Here is a 17,207-nt window from a genome sequence, read left to right on the forward strand (position 1 = left end):
GTGAAGATGTCACAATTCGAGACCGTCAGCCTGTGACGCGCTTCATCAGCGCCATGGCGCCGAACGGCGCGCGGACCTTGCCCTCGGTGATGAAGTAGACGAACACATCGCGCGGTTTGACCGGTGCGTCGGTTGACGGATCGGTGCGCGGCAGGTCGGCCGGCGCCTTGCCTTCCGCCCAGGTTTTTGCGCGTGCCGCCCATTCGTCGAGCGCCTTTGGTGTGTAGCAGTCGGGATTGTCATCGCTGCCGGTCTGCAACCGGGCATAGATGAAATCGCCGGTGATGTCGGCGATCCCAGGATATTTGGCGTGGTCGGCGTAGACGATCGCCACCTTGTATTTGCGCGCCAGGGCAGCGAATTCCGGCACGACGAAGCTGTCGTTGCGCACCTCCACCGCATGGCGCAGCGCAACGCCGTCCTGCTTTTCAGGCAAAAGCTTGAGGAAGGCCTCGAAATCGTCCGGGTCGAATTTTTTTGTTGGCGCGAACTGCCACAGGATCGGCCCGAACTTATCGCCGAGTGCGGCGACGCCCGATCCCAGGAAACGCATCATCGATTCGCCGGCCTCGCCGAGCACGCGGCGGTTGGTGACGAAGCGGTTGCCTTTCAACGAATAGACGAAGCCATCCGGCGCCTCACCAGCCCATTTGACGAAGGTCGGTTCCTTGAAACTCGAATAATAGGTGCCGTTGACCTCGATGCTCGGCACCTGCCGGGTTGCATAGTGCAGCTGCTTCGCCTTGGACAGTTTGTCCGGATAGAAGGATGTGTCCCACGGCTCGAAGGTCCAGCCGCCCATGCCGGCGCGGATTGTTCCTGATTGAGTCATTGTCGTCCTCCCGGTTTGCTGAAAAGGATCAGGCGATGGCGATCGTCTCGACGGCTTTGGCCATGTCGACGACCATCCATCCTGGCCGATATGGATTGGGCCGGCGACCCGTTTCGCGAAAGCCGTAGGCTTTGTAGAGCGCGATGTTCCGCTCCATCTTCGCGTTGGTGTAGAGCCGCACCTCTGGCAGATGCCACAGGCGCGTCTGTTCGTCCGCCCATTTGAGTAGGGCGATGCCGAAACCTTTGCCTTGGAAGGCAGGGCCGACGGCGACACTGAAGATCATCGTATGGTCCGGATGCCGTTCGAGAACGATCAGGCCGGCCGGCTCGCCGCTGCTTTCCAGCAGCCAGACCTCGCCGCGTCCGATCCGCGGCGCATAGTCCTCGGTGACCGGGATCGGCGGCGCGCCGAACAAGGCGGTGTAGGGCGCATAGGCGGCTTCGGTCAGCCGGACGATTGTGGCGAGATCCTTAGCAAGCGCTCTTCTGATCTTCATTTGAAGGTTCTTCCAAACGCCAGCCAGTCCTCACTCATTCCGCCGCTTCGCGCTTGCCTCCGGGCCGCCGCTCCAGCAATTCCCGCAGGAACCGGCCGGTGTAACTGCGCTTCTCGCGGACAATATCCTCCGGCGTACCGGACGCCACCAGCTCGCCGCCGCCATCGCCGCCTTCGGGGCCGAGATCGAGCACCCAGTCGGCGGTTTTTATCACCTCGAGATTGTGCTCGATGACAACCACCGTGTTGCCCTGGTCGACCAGCTCGTGCAGCACTTCGAGCAGCTTGGCGACATCGTGGAAATGCAGTCCGGTGGTCGGCTCGTCGAGGATGTAGAGCGTCTTGCCGGTCGCCTTGCGCGACAGTTCCTTGGCCAACTTGATGCGCTGCGCCTCGCCGCCCGACAGCGTCGTCGCTTGCTGGCCGACATGGATGTAGCCGAGGCCGACCTGCTTCAGCGTCTCCAGCTTGTCGCGCACGCCGGGCACGGCGGCAAAGAAATCGACGCCTTCCTCGACCGTCATGTCGAGCACGTCGGCAATCGACTTGCCCTTGAACAAGACGTCGAGCGTTTCGCGATTGTAGCGCTTGCCATGGCAGACGTCGCAGGTGACGTAGACGTCGGGCAGGAAGTGCATCTCGATCTTGATGACGCCGTCGCCCTGGCAGGCCTCGCAGCGGCCGCCCTTGACGTTGAACGAGAAGCGGCCCGGCTGATAGCCACGCGCCTTGGACTCCGGCAGGCCGGCGAACCAGTCGCGGATCGGCGTAAAGGCGCCGGTGTAGGTAGCTGGATTGGAGCGCGGCGTCCGTCCAATAGGCGACTGATCGATATCGATGACCTTGTCGAGGAACTCGAGGCCCTCGATGCGGTCATGATCAGCCGGATGCTCGCGCGAACCCATGATCCGGCGCGACGCTGCTTTGAACAAGGTTTCGATCAGGAAGGTCGACTTGCCGCCGCCGGACACGCCGGTGACGGCGGTGAAGGTGCCGAGCGGGATTTCGGCGGTAACGTTCTTCAGATTGTTGCCGCGGGCGCCGACGATCTTCAGGCGCCGGTTCTTCTTGGCCTCGCGCCGCACCGCCGGCGTCGCCACTTCGAGCTCGCCGGACAGATATTTGCCGGTGATCGAGGCCGGGCTGGCCATGATCTGCTGCGGCGTTCCTTGCGCGATGATGTGGCCGCCATGGATGCCCGCGGCCGGGCCGATGTCGACGACATAGTCGGCGTGGAGGATGGCGTCCTCGTCATGCTCGACGACAATCACCGTGTTGCCGATGTCGCGCAGATGCTTCAGCGTGTCGAGCAGGCGCGCATTGTCGCGCTGGTGCAGGCCGATCGACGGCTCGTCCAGCACATAGAGCACACCAGTGAGGCCGGAGCCGATCTGCGAGGCCAGCCGTATGCGCTGGCTCTCGCCGCCCGACAGCGTGCCGGAGTTGCGCGACAGCGTCAGATAGTCGAGCCCGACATCGTTCAGGAAGCGCAGCCGCTCGCGGATCTCCTTGAGCACGCGCACCGCGATTTCGTTCTGCTTGTCGCTGAGCGAGGCTGGGAGCTCGGTGAACCACTGGTCGGCCTTGCGGATCGACAGCTCGGTGACCTCGCCGATATGCTTGCCGGCAATCTTCACCGCAAGCGCTTCCGGCTTCAGCCGGTAGCCGCGGCAGGCCGGGCAGGGCGTGGCCGACATGAAGCGCTCGATCTCCTCGCGCATCCAGGCCGATTCGGTCTCCTTCCAGCGCCGCTCGAGATTGGGGATGACCCCCTCGAAGGTTTTCGTCGTCTTGTAGGAGCGCAGGCCGTCATCATACTGGAAAGTGACCTCGCGCTCGCCGGTGCCATGCAGGATGGCTTGCTTTGCCTCTTCCGTCAGGTCCCTGAACTTGTCGCCGAGCTTGAAGCCATAGGCCTTGCCCAGCGCCTCCAGCGTCTGCACGTAATAGGGCGAGGTCGATTTCGCCCATGGGCTGACGGCGCCGGCACGCAGGGACAAATTGTCGTCGGGCACGATCAGGCTGGCGTCGATGGCGCGCTGGCTGCCGAGGCCGTCGCAGGTCGGGCAGGCGCCGAACGGGTTGTTAAAGGACAACAGCCGCGGCTCGATCTCGGGAATGGTGAAGCCGGACACCGGGCAGGCGAACTTTTCCGAGAACAGAATACGCTCGTGCGTTTCGTTCTTCGACTTGTTGACCGAATCCTCGCCGGTCTGGCTGGCGTCGAGCGGCCGGTCGGCGAATTCGGCTACCGCCAGCCCGTCGGCGAGCTTCAGCGCGGTTTCGATGGAATCGGCAAGCCGCGTCGCCAGATCGCCGCGCACGACGATGCGGTCGACGACGACGTCGAGGTCATGCTTGTATTTCTTGTCCAGCGTCGGCACGTCGGCGATCTCGTAAAAGACACCATCGACCTTCACGCGCTGAAAACCCTTTTTCTGCAGTTCCAGCAGTTCCTTGCGGTATTCGCCTTTGCGGCCTCGCACCATCGGCGCCAGGATGAACAGACGCGTGCCTTCCTCGACCGCCAACACGCGGTCGACCATCTGCGACACCGTCTGGCTCTCGATCGGCAGGCCGGTGGCCGGCGAATAGGGAATGCCGACGCGTGCGAACAGCAGCCGCATGTAGTCATAGATCTCGGTGACGGTCCCGACCGTCGAGCGTGGGTTCTTCGACGTGGTCTTCTGTTCGATGGAGATGGCCGGCGACAATCCGTCGATCTGGTCGACGTCAGGCTTCTGCATCATTTCGAGGAATTGCCGCGCATAGGCCGACAGGCTCTCGACATAGCGGCGCTGGCCTTCGGCATAGATGGTGTCGAAGGCGAGCGACGACTTGCCGGACCCCGACAGGCCGGTCATGACGATCAGGCTGTCACGCGGCAGGTCGAGATCGACATTCTTCAGATTGTGTTCGCGCGCGCCGCGAATGGAAAGATATTTATGGTCGGCCATCGCCGGTCGCCGCCTCAGATCTGGAATCTCATGGGATGGCGGGTTGTCCCGACCATCCCCTATGTAGGTAATTTCGTCACCTTTTCGAGAGACGCCACAACTCTCGACCAGAGCCTTTAACCGTCTTTCGCGCGGGCGAGCAAGCGGAAAGAACAAAGACCGAACACGCTCCTGACAAAAGCGCCCACGTGATCCACGGCCGACGCCGCGCTGCTCAAAACGGATGCAAATTTCGGATTCGCCACACAAGCGATCACATTTTTTGTAATCGGCTATCCAACGGTTGACGTCTCAGCCTCAGAGAGTCAGACTCCAAACGTCAACCGAAGCCGGCCGTCTTTCGATGGCCTCGCCACCCAAGGTGGCCTGCGAGACGCCGCAGGCTTTTGCGATATGTGCTTCGGACGACACCGGTCGCAATGGACAGAAAAGGAGAGCAGAGGAATGACTCCACCGGGCAGTCCCTTGAGGCTCCACGTGTCGCTGGAGCCGCGGCAGGCATAAGTGCCAGGGCCAGGCGTTTGCGCCGCCCGACAAACCGTGACCTGCCGATTCCCTTAAAATCAGAGACTACTAGTCGGATCGTCGGCTGAACGCCGCGAAGCATCCGAAATCAAAAGCCGGCAGTGTACTCCCGGCAAGTTTGGATTTTAGATCCAAAAAAAGCCCCGACCGTTTGCGGAAGCAACGGCGGGGCTGTTCATTTCAGATGGCCGCAAGCGCACGGGCTGCCTTGAGATTGTGGCAGCGATGAAGGGCTTGCACATACCTATCGCCGGGCGGCCTTGATCGCGCCGGCGCCGACATCGATGGTTATGCTGCCGGAAATCCGGACATCGGTATCGCCGATCTTGAACTGGCCATTACCGTTGCTGGGCACGGTATCGTCGGGTTCAGGAACCGGTTTGGCGACGCGATAGTCGTTGGTCACACCGGGCAGCGTGCCGTTCTGCAAAGGCGGTGAACTGTCTTCGGCGAACGCCGCGCCAGAAGTCATGGCCGCGACGGCAACACCGATGACTAGCCGGTTCAAACGGCTGCGTGAAATCTTGTCGAGCATCGGCGGACTATATCGCCGCGCCATGGTCGAAGCCAGCCGGTGGCGATCAAACTTGCCGAACGACTTGGCCGAGGTCGCTCGTGAGCCGGCTATCTTTCACGCCGCCCTTTTACGGGTGTCAAAAACATGATCGACAAGCCCCCAGGTCTTTGCCTCCTCGGCGGTCATGAAATGATCGCGGTCGAGCGTGCGTTCGACCTCTTCGAACGTGCGACCGCAATGGTGCGCGTAAAGCTCGGTCATGCGCCGCTTGGTCCTGAGGATGCCTTCGGCGTGGCGCTGGATGTCGGAGGCCTGGCCCTGGAAACCGCCTGACGGCTGGTGCAGCAGGATGCTGGTGTTGGGCAGCGCGATGCGCCGGCCCGGCGTGCCCGCCATCAGCAGGAAAGAGGCCATCGAGGCGGCAAAGCCCATGCAGACGGTCGATACCGGACTACGTATATACTGCATCGTGTCGTAGATGGCGAAGCCGCTGGTCACCACGCCGCCCGGCGAGTTGATGTAGAGCGATATCTCCTTGTCGGGATTGTCGGATTCCAGCGACAGAAGCTGGGCACAGACCAGCGCCGACACATTGTCGTCGATCGGACCGTTGATGAAGACGATGCGCTCGCGCAGCAGCCGCGAAAAAATGTCGAAGGCGCGTTCGCCGCGGCTCGACTGCTCGATCACCATCGGCACCAGGTTGGCAAAACCGCTCATCGCTTTTCTCCGTTGTGCCGCTCAGGCCGCGCGCAGGAAGAGGCGAGGCGTGTTTGCGGCTATGATCTGTCTGGGGCTGTGTGCGTTGAGCGAAAGCCGGCAAGCGGCGCCTGCAACCGCAGGCGTAGCTACTCGCGCAAATCCGCGGTGGACGATGCGCAGATGCGTGCCGCCCGACACGGTGCGGTCGAGCGTGAAGGTGACAATGCTATCCATCGGGTTGTCCAGCGGGCTGGCAAGCGGATCCGCTGCGTTGCCAGGCGCCGGCCGCTCCCGCCAGGAATAACGCAGCAGGCGTTCGGGCTCGGCGTCGAGGATTTCGCACTCGATCTGACCATCAGCCTTAGCAAAGGCAAAGCGGCCGCCGATCTCCGGCTTGATGTCGTTCGGCATCATCCAGGCTGCGAGTAGGTCCGGCACCGTCAGCGCCCGCCATACTTTTTCCGGCGGCTCTGGAAGCTCGCACTCGAACTCGATCGAATCTGCCGCCATGTCCGAATGCTGTTTTGCCGTCATTGGTCCATATCCTTCAAAACCGCCTTGAGCCTTTCGATACGCTCGGGCCAGAACGCACGGTAGCGCTCGATCCAGCCAAGCAGTGGGTCGAGCCCTTGCGGATCGGCGCGATAATAAGCGTTGCGGCCGGCTCGCCGCTCGGCCACCAGGCCGGCGCCGCGCAGCACGGCGAGATGCTGCGAGACGGCCGGTTGCGACACGGTCATGCCGCTGCGCAGTTCCGATACGGTCATCTCGCCGGCGGCGAGCCGTTCGTAGACGGCGCGTCGGGTCGGGTCGGAAAGCGCTCGAAAAATCTCTGCTTCGATCATGGCAGAAGCATAAGTCGACACTTATTGGTTTGGCAAGTGGTGTTTTAGGCTGGCGGTGTTTTAGGCTGGCGGTGTTTTAGGCAGGGCGCTTTTTACAGGCTCGTTAGAAGCCAGCGTCTCACCATCTCGGGGGACCCGTCGAACGTCGCCTCGAAAATTGGTGACGCGAGCACGGCATGGATATGAAGCGTTTCGGAGCCGGCGTTTCGGAAGCCATGTTTCCTGTGCGCGGGAACAACAAGGGACTGCCCGGGAGTCAAGACGACACGCTCCTCATCGATCCACATTTCGGCCTTGCCAGCGATCACAGTAAGCACCTCCTCGACCGGGTGCCAATGTGTCGGGGCGCCAACCCAGGGCTCGACCCATTGTTCAAATATGCAAAGTTGAGTTGCGCCGTTGCGGGCCGAGACGTGCATGCGGGTTTGTACTCCCGCTCGCCACTCTTCTTGCGGCTGGTCCTCATGTGCAACTGTCTTCATTGTGTTCAACCTTCGATCCCGGCGGCCAGATATCGTGGAATTTCCAGGCCCAAGATACTAGTTGTTGCTGACATTCCTTGACAATAAGGGTTGAGGAGTTTAGAACGAAAAGAGAACAAAAACCTTGTGGGAAAAGGCAGCCACGGCAGGCGGGGATTGTCCGCAGTCTATAAGGTGAGCGACAGAAATTTTTGTTTCGGATGAGCGCGGAGAAGTATCATGGCGGGTAGCGTCAACAAGGTCATTCTGGTGGGCAATCTCGGGGCGGATCCGGAAATCCGCCGTTTGAATTCGGGTGAGCCGGTCGTCAATATCCGTGTCGCCACCTCGGAAAGCTGGCGCGACAAGACTTCCGGCGAGCGCAAGGAAAAGACCGAGTGGCACAATGTCGTCATCTTCAACGAGCAACTCGCCAAGGTCGCCGAGCAGTATCTGAAGAAGGGCGCGAAGGTTTATGTCGAGGGCCAGTTGCAGACGCGCAAATGGCAGGACCAGACCGGCAATGACCGCTACACGACCGAAATCGTGCTGCAGAAATTCCGTGGCGAGCTGCAGATGCTCGACGCACGCGGGCAGGGCGAGGGCGGTCAGGTCGGTAGCTATACCGGTGGCGGCAGCAGCCGCGGTTCCGATTTCGGCCAGTCCGGCCCGGGCGAGAGTTTCAATCGCGGCGGCAGTGGCGGCAACAAGGGTGGCGGCGGTTCGTCGCGCGAACTGGACGACGAAATTCCGTTCTGATCCCTCGGAGCGAACGGCTCTGCGCGAGCTGACAGCCAGCTACTTGAGGCCACGCATTTGGCGTCCCGAAGATCTGTCTTGGATTTTCGGGACGTTGTGCATTGAGCGGTGTGCGGTGAAAGGACGTATCAGATGAAAGCACGGGTCAAATGGGTCGAGGAGCGCACTTTTGTCGGCGAGTCCGGCAGCGGTCACAAAGTGGTGCTGGGGACTGCGTTCGGACCGGAAGGCAAGACGCCGGGGCCGAGCCCGATGGAACTGGTGCTGCTCGGCACTGGCGGCTGCTCGGCCTATGATGTAGTCCACATCCTCGAAAAGGGGCGCGAGGCGGTCGAAGACTGCGTGGTCGAACTCGACGCCGACCGGGCGGAGAAGGAGCCGCGGGTGTTCACCCGCATCCATCTGCGCTTCATCGTCAAGGGCCGCGCGCTTTCGCGCGACAAGGTGAAACGGGCGATCGACTTGTCGATCGAAAAATACTGCTCGGCCACGGCGATGATGGCCAAGACCGCCACCGTCACGCATGATTTCGAGGTTGTCGATACAGCGGCGAAGTAACCGATTAATAAGGGCTGAATATTTAGACTTCGCGAGGCATCGTCATTTTTGCAGCCTGGAGTTTATGATTAATGTCGCTGGCTAGTCTGGTGAAGTTTATATTCGGACGTTCAGCGGAGAGAAAAAGTAAAAAATCGCTCTATCGACTGTTGGTCGCCGAAATAATTTCGCGGACGATATGGCACGGTCCGCAAGATGAAAAAGGGTATTACGTCGAAGCTAAGAGTACGGAAGTGAAGGAACTGTACCGCGCGGGACGTGTTTTCAGTCACAGCTTCATATCGGTTTACGAGCAAGCATCCGGATTGCTCTGGACGCTGGGAGTCGCCGAACCGGTGAGGCTGGTGAAGGGGCAATGGCACTCCGGATACGATGATCGTGGTTTTCCAGCATTCTTCAGGCTTCGTCATGATATTCGGCACAGCACCAACATCGCCGCAACCTATTCGGAATATTCGTTTCCGTCATTGAACTATGTCCTGCGAACCTATCTCGACCTCGTGTGGGAAAGCGAACATTGGCGTTCTCAGACAGAACCTATCATTGCCCTGGAGGCCAGAGTCGACCTTGAGCAGATAAAGGCACTAGCTAATTCACCCAGCACCGCCCGATCACTGCCTGTCGTCCTTGTGAAACAAGCACCAACCATTGCACAGCTACTCGAGCGATTGGGGTATCTCGAACGCAAGCAAGGTTTTCCAGGTTGGACCGAAACCGCACGGCCGGCTCTTGGCGGCAATTGGTTTGACCTGCAGGGCGGGCGGGTTAAATCCGAGAATGGCCGGCCTATGCCCCGGCTGAGGGTCGTGGACTCATAAACCCGAAGCCAGAGCCGGATGGCCGCGAGCCTAACGAAGGCGAGGAAGTTAGCGGCGTGTTTCCCATAGCCCGTCGCGATGCACCGACAGTGCTTGATCCGGTTAAAGAACCGTTCGCCCTGGTTTCGGTGGCGATAGGTACGGGCTGAAGCAGATTGGACCACGCCGGTTCCGACGGGGCGGGATGTTCGCCCAGCCTCCACGTGAACTCACGAATGTTCGTATCTCGGTCGCGTCGTAAGCCTTGTCGGGGAGAACCATCCCGCCGCGCGGCAGAGCGCGTGCGACCAGGCTCTCATGCTGCTGACCGCCGGTGATTGAGACGTGAAGCGGTAGGCCATTCGCGTCGACCACGGCGTGGATTTTGGTCGTCAGCCCTCCGCGGGAGCGTCCAAGGTCTTCGCCGGAGCCATTCTGGATGCATGTCGCGTGCTGGTGAGTGCGGCCTATCGTGCTGTCGATCATCTGAATCTCGGCATCGTCTCGATGCGAGATGGCAGTCAGGATACGATCCCAAACACCCGCGCAGCGCCAACGCACGAAGCGATTGTAACAGGTGGTATATGGTCCAAGCACTTGGGCAGATCACGCCATGGCGCTGCAGACCTCAAGACCCGGAAGATGCCATTCAGGACGCGCCTGTCATCCACGCGCGGGACGCCTCGCGGCCTGCAAGGAAGGCGTATCGCATGTTCAGGTTCCTTCGGAGCTTGAATAACGCCTGCAAGCCCACATTCAAATGTCGGCTCCGCCTCCAGATATGGTCATCCGATCGGCAAGTCGGGTCGACCGAGTATGGTAGGCCGGTCTTCCTGAAAACTTTCATTCTTTCAAGGACTGCCACCATTCATTGAGCCATCGATTGCCATCGGCGTGGTTACGATCAGGCATTCGCGGTATACTTTTGCCGTCTTGAAAGCGTGACGCTTACTGCGGTTTGCCGTGGGAGATGCCAAATGCGCGTGTTCTTGCTCTTCATTCCACTGCTGCTTGTACACATCCCGATTGTATCGCATGCCGCCGACATTCACGACGCCGCCATGAAGGGCGATGTCGCGGCGATCACGGCGGCGCTCGATGCAGGCGCCGGCATAGATGAGAGTGATGGAAACGCAACGCCGCTCTATTTTGCGGTCTGGATGGGCCACATCGAAGCGGCAAAACTGCTCATAGAACGTGGTGCGGACGTCAACGCCCAGACAACTTGGGGTCCCCCGCTGACGGCGGCTGTGGGGATAGGCAAGATCGATCTGTTAAATCTGTTGCTGGAGCGGGACGCAGATCCAAATTCCGACCGTGGCGGCGAATTCGCCCTTCATGTCGCCGTTACTCTCGGTTGTCTCGACTGCGTGAAGGCACTGGTCGAGGCCGGCGCAGACGTGAATGCGAAGTCAATGGACGGCAAGACACCACTCCATCTGGCAAAACGCGGGGGGCAACGCGAAGTTGCCGACTATCTCATGTCGCACGGCGTCGTCTTGCCAACACCAGCCCCGATCTCGATGAAGTTGGCTTCTGCCGATGTCGAGAAAGGCCGAACCTATTTTACCCGGGTGTGTGACCCTTGCCACAACGCCGAGCCAAAGGGAGGGAACAAAATAGGACCGAACTTGTGGAGCGTCGTCGGCCGCGACAAGGCATCTATGGCAGATATGCGTTACTCCGACGCCTTGCTGAGCTGGAAGGGTGTATGGACGTACGAGGACCTGAACAGATATCTGTTCGGGCCCATGCTCACCACGCCGGGCGTTAAGATGGAGACGCCTGGTGTCCCGGACGAGACCGAACGGGCCGATCTGATCGCGTACTTGCGCACACTCAGTGAAAAGCCGATCCCGCTGCCCTAAATCGATGATCTCTCGGACCTGCGTCGGCTAGTTTGCTCAATAGCCACCTTTGGTGATCCTAAGGGGCAATTGAGCAAAGGGCATGGGGAGCCAATGAAACGGGCTAGCCGGTCATCGTTCATCGACTGGTCGTCGTTTATGAGTACACACCCTAAACTAAACGCGTTGTTGTTCGTCGGTTCAGGGAGCCGCCATCAGCGCCTTGATGCCGTCGGCGACGAACTGCACGGCGAGTGCCGCCAGGATGACGCCGAGCAGCCGTGTCAGGATCGAGCGGCCGGTCTGGCCGAGGATACGGTCGATGCGCTCGGCCAGCACGAATACCAGGTAAGTGATCACAAGGCAGATCGCGATGATGCCGACAAGGGCTGCCTGCGCGCCAAAACCTGGAAAAGCGCCGGACAGCAGGACGGTCGCCGAAATCGCGCCCGGACCGGCGATCAGCGGGATCGCCAGCGGAAATGCGGCGATGTTGTGGATCATATCCTTGGTGATAGCGACGTCGCCGATCTTCTCCTTGCGGTCCTGCCGGCGCTCGAACACCATTTCGAAGGCGATGAAGAACAGCAGGAATCCGCCGGCGACGCGGAACGCCGGCAGCGTGATGCCGAACACCGACAGGATCGATGCGCCGGCGATTGCAAATAGCGCCATCACCAGGAAAGCGATGATCGAGGCGCGCACGGAAACCTGGTTGCGCTCCTCGCGGTTCATGCCGCGTGTCACGGCGAGGAAGAGCGGCGCCAGGCCGGGCGGGTCGATGGTCACGAGAATGGTGACGAAGGCGTTGAACAGGCTGTCGAAGCTCGGCATCTCTGACCCTCCCCGCCGGGCCGTGCCCGAGACCCCAGCATTGGTAGAGCAAAGCGGCGTCAGGGGAAACCGTGCAGGTCAGGTGCTGGCGACGCGCCGCGCCAGGAACTCGACTTCGAGCCGCCAGGTCGCGCCGTCGTCCTGCGAGCGTTCGCCCAGCCAGCGGAACGAATTTTCGGTGATGCGGGAAAAACTCCAGCGCACCGAAGCGCCGGTGCCGTCAGCGCCTTGCTGGACGATGGTGTCGCCCTCGGCGCGGCCGAGCTGGCGGCTGTAATATTGGGTACGCGGATCGCTCCAGAAGATATGCCAGCCGTCGACGCCGGGGTCATAGACGCGCAGTGTCGTGCCATAGAAGGTCCATTTGCCGAGGGAACTCTGTGCGCCAGTGTTCCGCGCGGGCAGGATCCATACGTCCTGGATCGCGCGGCCCTCGAGCACCCAGCCGAAATGCACCTCGCCACGCCCGGTCAGCACTTGGCCGTCTTCGAGATGGCGCGTGGCATCGAACGTCCAGGCGCCGACGAAGCGGCCGTAAAGGTTCAGTTTTTCTGCCAGCTCCCCCACAGGCCCGTCACTGTGCAGGGTTTCGGCAAAGGAGGATGAATTGAACATGGTTGTGGTCTCTTCTTGTCAGGAGCCCCATCTTGTCAGGAGAATGGGATGAATACGCCGCGCCAGGCTTCTTGCGCTTGGGAAAAATTGCTATGTTTCGGCCATGACGACGAGCGTGCATACACTGGCGTCCGGAAAAGGCTGGCAGGTGTCAGACGTGGTCTGCACTGCCGGCGTCGCTGATCGCCCGTTCGAGGAAGAGCATCGCAACTTCTGCGTCGCCGTGGTGACTAACGGCACCTTCCGCTACCGCGCACGCCAGGGCACGGCGATGCTGACGCCGGGCGCGCTTCTGCTCGGCAACCCTGGCACCTGCTACGAGTGTGGGCACGAGCATGGGGCCGGCGACCGCTGCATCTCCTATCATTTCAGCCCGGCCTATATGGAACAGATCGTCGCCGACACGCCGGGCACGAAGAAGCTGGCGTTCGAGACGCCGCGGCTGCCGCCGTTGCCGGCGCTGGCACCGCTGCTGGCCGAGGCGGAAGCCGCACGCGAGACGGCCGACATCGAGGCGTTCGAGGAACTCGGTTTGCGGATTGCCGGCGCAGCAGTCGCCTCCGGCGTCACGCCTGCTGCCCGGGTGCCGAGCCGCCGCGACCAGAAACGTGTCGCGGAGGCGGTACGGCGCATCGAGAAGGATGCCGACCGGCCGGTCTCGCTTGCCGAGCTTGCAAGCGAGACGGCGACCAGCCCCTACCATTTCCTGCGCAGCTTCCGACACGTCGCGGGCATGACGCCCTACCAGTTCCTGCTGAAAACCCGGCTGCACAGGGCGGCGGTGCGGCTGCGCATGTCGGACGAGGCGATCTCGACGATCGCCTTCGAGGCGGGGTTCAACGATTTGTCGACCTTCAACCGTCGTTTCCGGCGCGTGATGGGAGAGGCGCCCGGCACTTACCGGCTCCGGCAGCGAGGCGATAAAGCGCCGGACACATCTGCCGTTCCGGCTTTGTGAAGCAAATTGGCCTGACAATGAGCTTTGCCGCGACAGCCACGAAAAAGCACCTCGGCCATATCGTCGCAATCAGTGATATCCTTTTGAAATCACCACAAAAATCGACACTGGAAAACTACCGCGGACGTTGGAGTTTCGACCCGGCTTCCTATATAAGCACCGAGTGATTCCCGATTAGATTGTGACCTGATTTGACCGACCAGAAGACACCGCGCGGCGCCGACGGCGGCCCGACTGGCATCGAGCCGATATCCATCATCGAGGAGATGCAGCGCTCCTATCTCGATTACGCCATGAGCGTGATCGTCAGCCGTGCGCTGCCCGACGTGCGCGACGGGCTGAAGCCGGTGCATCGCCGCATCCTCTATGCCGCCCATGAGAGCGGCTACCACTGGAACCGCAAATATGTGAAGTCGGCGCGCCCGGTCGCCGACGTGATGGGTAAATACCATCCGCATGGCGACGCCTCGATCTACGACGCCTTGGTGCGCATGGCGCAGGATTGGTCGCTGCGCGTGCCGCTGATCGACGGGCAGGGCAATTTCGGCTCGATCGACGGCGATCCGCCGGCAGCGATGCGTTACACCGAATCGCGGCTGACCAAGGTCGCGCATGAGCTGCTGGAAGACATTGACAAGGACACCGTCGATTTCCAGGACACTTATGATGCGTCGGGCAGCGAACCGAAGGTCCTGCCGGCGCGCTTTCCCAACCTGTTGGTCAACGGCTCCGGCGGTATCGCCGTCGGCATGGCCACCAACATCCCGCCGCACAATCTGGGCGAGGTCTGCAACGGCGCCATCGCCCTCATCGACAATCCGGCGATCGATCTGCCGGCGCTGATGGAGATCATTCCGGGGCCGGATTTCCCGACCGGCGGCATCGTGCTCGGCCGCTCCGGCATCTACAGCGCCTATTCGACCGGCCGCGGCTCCATCGTCATGCGCGGCCGCGTCAATGTAGAGGCGCGCGGCAACGACCGTGAATCGATCGTCATCACCGAGGTTCCCTACCAGGTGAACAAGTCGTCGATGATCGAAAAGATGGCCGAGCTGGTGCGCGACAAGCGCATCGAGGGCATTTCCGACATCCGCGACGAGAGCGACCGCCAAGGCTACCGCGTCGTTATCGAACTGAAGCGCGACGCGGTTGCCGACGTCATCCTCAACCAGCTCTATCGCTTTACGCCGCTGCAGACGTCGTTCGGCGCCAATATGGTGGCGCTGAACGGCGGCAAGCCGGAATTGCTGACGCTGACCGACATGCTGAAGGCGTTCGTCGCCTTCCGCGAGGACGTAATCAGCCGGCGCACGAAATTCCTGCTGCGCAAGGCGCGCGACCGCGCCCATGTGCTGGTCGGCCTTGCCATTGCCGTCGCCAACATTGACGAGGTGATAAAGCTGATCCGCACCGCGCCGGACCCGCAGACGGCGCGCGAGCAGTTGATGGAGCGGCGCTGGCCCTCGGGCGACGTCGAATCGCTGATCCTGCTGATCGACGATCCGCGCCACCGCATCAATGAGGACGGCACCTACAATCTGTCCGAGGAACAGGCCCGCGCCATCCTCGAACTGCGCCTGCAGCGGCTGACCGCGCTCGGCCGCGACGAAATCGCCGACGAGTTGAACACGATCGGCGACGAGATCAAGGATTACCTGGACATCCTGTCGTCCCGAGCCCGCATTCAGCAGATCGTCAAGGACGAGCTTGCCGCCGTGCGCGACGAGTTCGGCACGCCGCGCCGCACCGAACTCTCCGAGGGCGGGGCTGATATGGAAGACGAGGACCTGATCCAGCGCGAGGACATGGTCGTGACGGTCAGCCATTCCGGCTACATCAAGCGTGTGCCGTTGTCGCTCTACCGGGCGCAGCGCCGCGGCGGCAAGGGCCGCTCCGGCATGTCGACCAAGGAAGAGGATTTCGTCACCCGGCTGTTCGTCGCCAACACGCACACGCCGGTGCTGTTCTTCTCCTCGCGTGGCATCGTCTACAAGGAAAAGGTCTGGCGCCTGCCGATCGGCAACCCGCAGTCACGCGGCAAGGCGCTGATCAACATGCTGCCGCTGGAGCAGGGCGAACGCATCACCACCATCATGCCGCTGCCCGAGGACGAGACCAGCTGGGGCGAGCTCGACGTGATGTTCGCCACGACGCGCGGCACGGTGCGCCGCAACAAGCTTTCGGACTTCGTCCAGGTCAACCGCAACGGCAAGATCGCCATGAAGCTGGAAGAGGAAGGCGACGAGATTCTCGGTGTCGAGACCTGCACTGACAACGACGACGTGCTTCTGACCGCAAGCTCCGGCCAGTGCATCCGCTTCTCGGTCAGCGACGTGCGGGTCTTCCAGAGTCGCAATTCGGTCGGCGTGCGCGGCATCGCCATGGCTGCCACCGACCGGGTAATCTCGATGGCGGTGATCGAGCATGTAGAGGCGCCGCCGGCCGAGCGCGCCGCCTATCTCAGGCGGGTGGCGGCCGAAAGGCGGCTCGCCGCCGGCATTGCGGCGGGCGAGGACGAAGACATCCAGCTCACCAATGAGGAGGTCGGCGAGGAGACGGAGCTTTCCGACGAGCGCTACGAATTCCTCAAGGCACACGAGCAGTTCGTGCTGACGGTGACGGAATATGGCTACGGCAAGCGTTCGTCGTCCTATGATTTCCGCCTCACAGGGCGCGGCGGCAAGGGCATCCGCGCCACCGATGTGTCGAAAGTGGCTGAGATCGGCCGCCTGGTGGCGACTTTCCCGGTCGGCAATGACGACCAGATCATGCTTGTCTCGGACGGCGGCACCGTCATCCGCGTGCCGGTCAATGGCATTCGTTTCGCCAGCCGCGCCACCAAGGGCGTGACCATCTTCAACACGGCTGACGGCGAGAAGGTCGTTTCGGTGGAGCGGATATCGGAACCGCAATCGGACGAGGAAGCCGAAGAGAGTGTCGAGGGCGACGCAACTCTGGATACCGGTGCTGAGGGCGCTGGCCCGGACAATAGCGCCGAGTAGACTTGATGGCCAATGCCGGCACAATCGGCCGGCGTGTCAACGGATAGCGGCCGGTTCAGAAGTGGCGATAAGGCTTGCGGATACCGAAGCCTTCGAACCGTTTGGTATTGGCCTTGGCGCGGACACGCCCTGCTTCCTGATGCAGCCCGAATACGGTGGCTATCAGCATGGCGACGGTCATTGCGGCGGCGAGCATGTAGATCAGCATGTGCGTGTTCTCCTGCACCTAGCAACGATTAAATGGGGTTTTGGTTTCATCTTCTGAAGCTGCAACCTGGTGAACGCTGCGTGAAGCCTTCGTGATCGGCCCATTCATTGGTCGTTCATCTCGGCCAAAAGGTTCACTCAAAGCGCATCGCGATTGACGTGGCTCAGCCGATGCGCTTCGAGTCCCTGTCTGGGTGCATGTCGTTGTCCCAAAACCGCTGCGCACTTTTGGGCGACATGCATTGGCGGCTCGCTGATCGGATTGCCTTTGCGAGAGAGGCTCGCTAGAAGCA

17 protein-coding genes and 1 pseudogene are annotated in these 17,207 nt (G+C 61.4%); 6 read left to right on the forward strand and 12 right to left on the reverse strand.

Annotated elements, in window-relative coordinates; all coding sequences use genetic code 11:
* Positions 1-25 precede the first annotated feature (25 nt).
* From CIT26_RS12150 to CIT26_RS12185, 8 genes are all read right to left on the reverse strand, one after another.
* Complete coding sequence (locus CIT26_RS12150) at positions 26-832, reverse strand: DUF72 domain-containing protein (protein WP_095492804.1); 807 nt, start codon at positions 830-832, stop codon at positions 26-28.
* Between the two features lie 28 nt (positions 833-860).
* Positions 861-1,331, reverse strand: a complete 471-nt coding sequence (locus CIT26_RS12155; protein ID WP_095492805.1) for a GNAT family N-acetyltransferase — start codon at positions 1,329-1,331, stop codon at positions 861-863.
* Between the two features lie 34 nt (positions 1,332-1,365).
* The gene (gene uvrA / locus CIT26_RS12160) at positions 1,366-4,287 is read right to left on the reverse strand and encodes an excinuclease ABC subunit UvrA (protein WP_095492806.1); all 2,922 of its coding nucleotides are present in this window, start codon (positions 4,285-4,287) and stop codon (positions 1,366-1,368) included.
* A gap of 769 nt (positions 4,288-5,056) precedes the next feature.
* Positions 5,057-5,347, reverse strand: coding sequence for a hypothetical protein (locus CIT26_RS12165; protein WP_095492807.1), 291 nt, complete (start codon positions 5,345-5,347; stop codon positions 5,057-5,059).
* 96 nt (positions 5,348-5,443) lie between these two features.
* A complete protein-coding gene (locus CIT26_RS12170) occupies positions 5,444-6,049 on the reverse strand; it encodes an ATP-dependent Clp protease proteolytic subunit (RefSeq protein ID WP_095492808.1) in 606 nt (201 codons plus the stop codon).
* Between the two features lie 21 nt (positions 6,050-6,070).
* Positions 6,071-6,565 (reverse strand): SRPBCC family protein, encoded by a 495-nt coding sequence (locus tag CIT26_RS12175; protein WP_095492809.1) that lies wholly within the window; start codon positions 6,563-6,565, stop codon positions 6,071-6,073.
* Positions 6,562-6,876, reverse strand: a complete 315-nt coding sequence (locus CIT26_RS12180) for an ArsR/SmtB family transcription factor (RefSeq protein ID WP_095492810.1) — start codon at positions 6,874-6,876, stop codon at positions 6,562-6,564. The genes CIT26_RS12175 and CIT26_RS12180 overlap by 4 nt, the downstream gene beginning before the upstream one ends.
* A 92-nt stretch (positions 6,877-6,968) precedes the next feature.
* Positions 6,969-7,358, reverse strand: coding sequence for a cupin domain-containing protein (locus CIT26_RS12185; protein WP_095492811.1), 390 nt, complete (start codon positions 7,356-7,358; stop codon positions 6,969-6,971).
* Between the two features lie 219 nt (positions 7,359-7,577).
* Here CIT26_RS12185 and CIT26_RS12190 point away from each other — a divergent pair, with 219 nt between their 5' ends.
* The 3 genes from CIT26_RS12190 (at position 7,578) to CIT26_RS35840 (ending at position 9,472) form a co-directional block, all read left to right on the forward strand.
* A complete protein-coding gene (locus CIT26_RS12190; RefSeq protein WP_095492812.1) occupies positions 7,578-8,096 on the forward strand; it encodes a single-stranded DNA-binding protein in 519 nt (172 codons plus the stop codon).
* 132 nt (positions 8,097-8,228) lie between these two features.
* Positions 8,229-8,654 (forward strand): OsmC family protein, encoded by a 426-nt coding sequence (locus CIT26_RS12195; RefSeq protein WP_095492813.1) that lies wholly within the window; start codon positions 8,229-8,231, stop codon positions 8,652-8,654.
* Between the two features lie 71 nt (positions 8,655-8,725).
* Positions 8,726-9,472: a hypothetical protein gene (locus CIT26_RS35840; protein ID WP_143747833.1), complete on the forward strand. Its 747-nt coding sequence runs from the start codon at positions 8,726-8,728 to the stop codon at positions 9,470-9,472.
* 2 nt (positions 9,473-9,474) lie between these two features.
* Here the strand turns inward: CIT26_RS35840 and CIT26_RS12200 are convergent.
* Positions 9,475-10,188 (reverse strand): annotated as a pseudogene (locus CIT26_RS12200) (IS5 family transposase); the annotation flags it as partial.
* Between the two features lie 240 nt (positions 10,189-10,428).
* On the opposite strand from CIT26_RS12200, the gene CIT26_RS12205 reads away from it, so the two are divergent.
* The gene (locus CIT26_RS12205; RefSeq protein WP_095492814.1) at positions 10,429-11,319 is read left to right on the forward strand and encodes an ankyrin repeat domain-containing protein; all 891 of its coding nucleotides are present in this window, start codon (positions 10,429-10,431) and stop codon (positions 11,317-11,319) included.
* 180 nt (positions 11,320-11,499) lie between these two features.
* Here the strand turns inward: CIT26_RS12205 and CIT26_RS12210 are convergent, their stop codons facing one another.
* Together CIT26_RS12210 and CIT26_RS12215 are read right to left on the reverse strand one after the other, a co-directional pair.
* Positions 11,500-12,132, reverse strand: a complete 633-nt coding sequence (locus CIT26_RS12210; RefSeq protein ID WP_095492815.1) for a MarC family protein — start codon at positions 12,130-12,132, stop codon at positions 11,500-11,502.
* A 78-nt stretch (positions 12,133-12,210) separates the two neighbouring features.
* The gene (locus CIT26_RS12215; protein WP_095492816.1) at positions 12,211-12,747 is read right to left on the reverse strand and encodes a hypothetical protein; all 537 of its coding nucleotides are present in this window, start codon (positions 12,745-12,747) and stop codon (positions 12,211-12,213) included.
* A gap of 103 nt (positions 12,748-12,850) precedes the next feature.
* Between CIT26_RS12215 and CIT26_RS12220 the strand changes: the two genes are divergently transcribed.
* A complete protein-coding gene (locus CIT26_RS12220) occupies positions 12,851-13,705 on the forward strand; it encodes an AraC family transcriptional regulator (RefSeq protein WP_095492817.1) in 855 nt (284 codons plus the stop codon).
* 191 nt (positions 13,706-13,896) lie between these two features.
* Positions 13,897-16,707 (forward strand): DNA gyrase subunit A, encoded by a 2,811-nt coding sequence (gene gyrA / locus CIT26_RS12225; RefSeq protein WP_095492818.1) that lies wholly within the window; start codon positions 13,897-13,899, stop codon positions 16,705-16,707.
* 55 nt (positions 16,708-16,762) lie between these two features.
* On the opposite strand, the gene CIT26_RS12230 is transcribed toward gyrA, so the two are convergent.
* The gene (locus tag CIT26_RS12230; RefSeq protein ID WP_095485300.1) at positions 16,763-16,915 is read right to left on the reverse strand and encodes a hypothetical protein; all 153 of its coding nucleotides are present in this window, start codon (positions 16,913-16,915) and stop codon (positions 16,763-16,765) included.
* Between the last annotated feature and the right edge of the window lie 292 nt (positions 16,916-17,207).

It is taken from the genome of Mesorhizobium temperatum (assembly GCF_002284575.1).
Classification (GTDB): Bacteria; Pseudomonadota; Alphaproteobacteria; order Rhizobiales; family Rhizobiaceae; genus Mesorhizobium; species Mesorhizobium temperatum.

Excerpts from the sequence above, each read along its gene's own strand:
- CIT26_RS12150 (WP_095492804.1), bottom strand. The coding sequence starts at position 832 with ATGACTCAATCAGGAACAATCCGCGCCGGCATGGGCGGCTGGACCTTC.
- CIT26_RS12155 (WP_095492805.1), bottom strand. The coding sequence starts at position 1,331 with ATGAAGATCAGAAGAGCGCTTGCTAAGGATCTCGCCACAATCGTCCGG.
- uvrA (WP_095492806.1), bottom strand. The coding sequence starts at position 4,287 with ATGGCCGACCATAAATATCTTTCCATTCGCGGCGCGCGCGAACACAAT.
- CIT26_RS12165 (WP_095492807.1), bottom strand. The coding sequence starts at position 5,347 with ATGCTCGACAAGATTTCACGCAGCCGTTTGAACCGGCTAGTCATCGGT.
- CIT26_RS12170 (WP_095492808.1), bottom strand. The coding sequence starts at position 6,049 with ATGAGCGGTTTTGCCAACCTGGTGCCGATGGTGATCGAGCAGTCGAGC.
- CIT26_RS12175 (WP_095492809.1), bottom strand. The coding sequence starts at position 6,565 with ATGACGGCAAAACAGCATTCGGACATGGCGGCAGATTCGATCGAGTTC.
- CIT26_RS12180 (WP_095492810.1), bottom strand. The coding sequence starts at position 6,876 with ATGATCGAAGCAGAGATTTTTCGAGCGCTTTCCGACCCGACCCGACGC.
- CIT26_RS12185 (WP_095492811.1), bottom strand. The coding sequence starts at position 7,358 with ATGAAGACAGTTGCACATGAGGACCAGCCGCAAGAAGAGTGGCGAGCG.
- CIT26_RS12190 (WP_095492812.1), top strand. The coding sequence starts at position 7,578 with ATGGCGGGTAGCGTCAACAAGGTCATTCTGGTGGGCAATCTCGGGGCG.
- CIT26_RS12195 (WP_095492813.1), top strand. The coding sequence starts at position 8,229 with ATGAAAGCACGGGTCAAATGGGTCGAGGAGCGCACTTTTGTCGGCGAG.
- CIT26_RS35840 (WP_143747833.1), top strand. The coding sequence starts at position 8,726 with ATGTCGCTGGCTAGTCTGGTGAAGTTTATATTCGGACGTTCAGCGGAG.
- CIT26_RS12205 (WP_095492814.1), top strand. The coding sequence starts at position 10,429 with ATGCGCGTGTTCTTGCTCTTCATTCCACTGCTGCTTGTACACATCCCG.
- CIT26_RS12210 (WP_095492815.1), bottom strand. The coding sequence starts at position 12,132 with ATGCCGAGCTTCGACAGCCTGTTCAACGCCTTCGTCACCATTCTCGTG.
- CIT26_RS12215 (WP_095492816.1), bottom strand. The coding sequence starts at position 12,747 with ATGTTCAATTCATCCTCCTTTGCCGAAACCCTGCACAGTGACGGGCCT.
- CIT26_RS12220 (WP_095492817.1), top strand. The coding sequence starts at position 12,851 with ATGACGACGAGCGTGCATACACTGGCGTCCGGAAAAGGCTGGCAGGTG.
- CIT26_RS12230 (WP_095485300.1), bottom strand. The coding sequence starts at position 16,915 with ATGCTGATCTACATGCTCGCCGCCGCAATGACCGTCGCCATGCTGATA.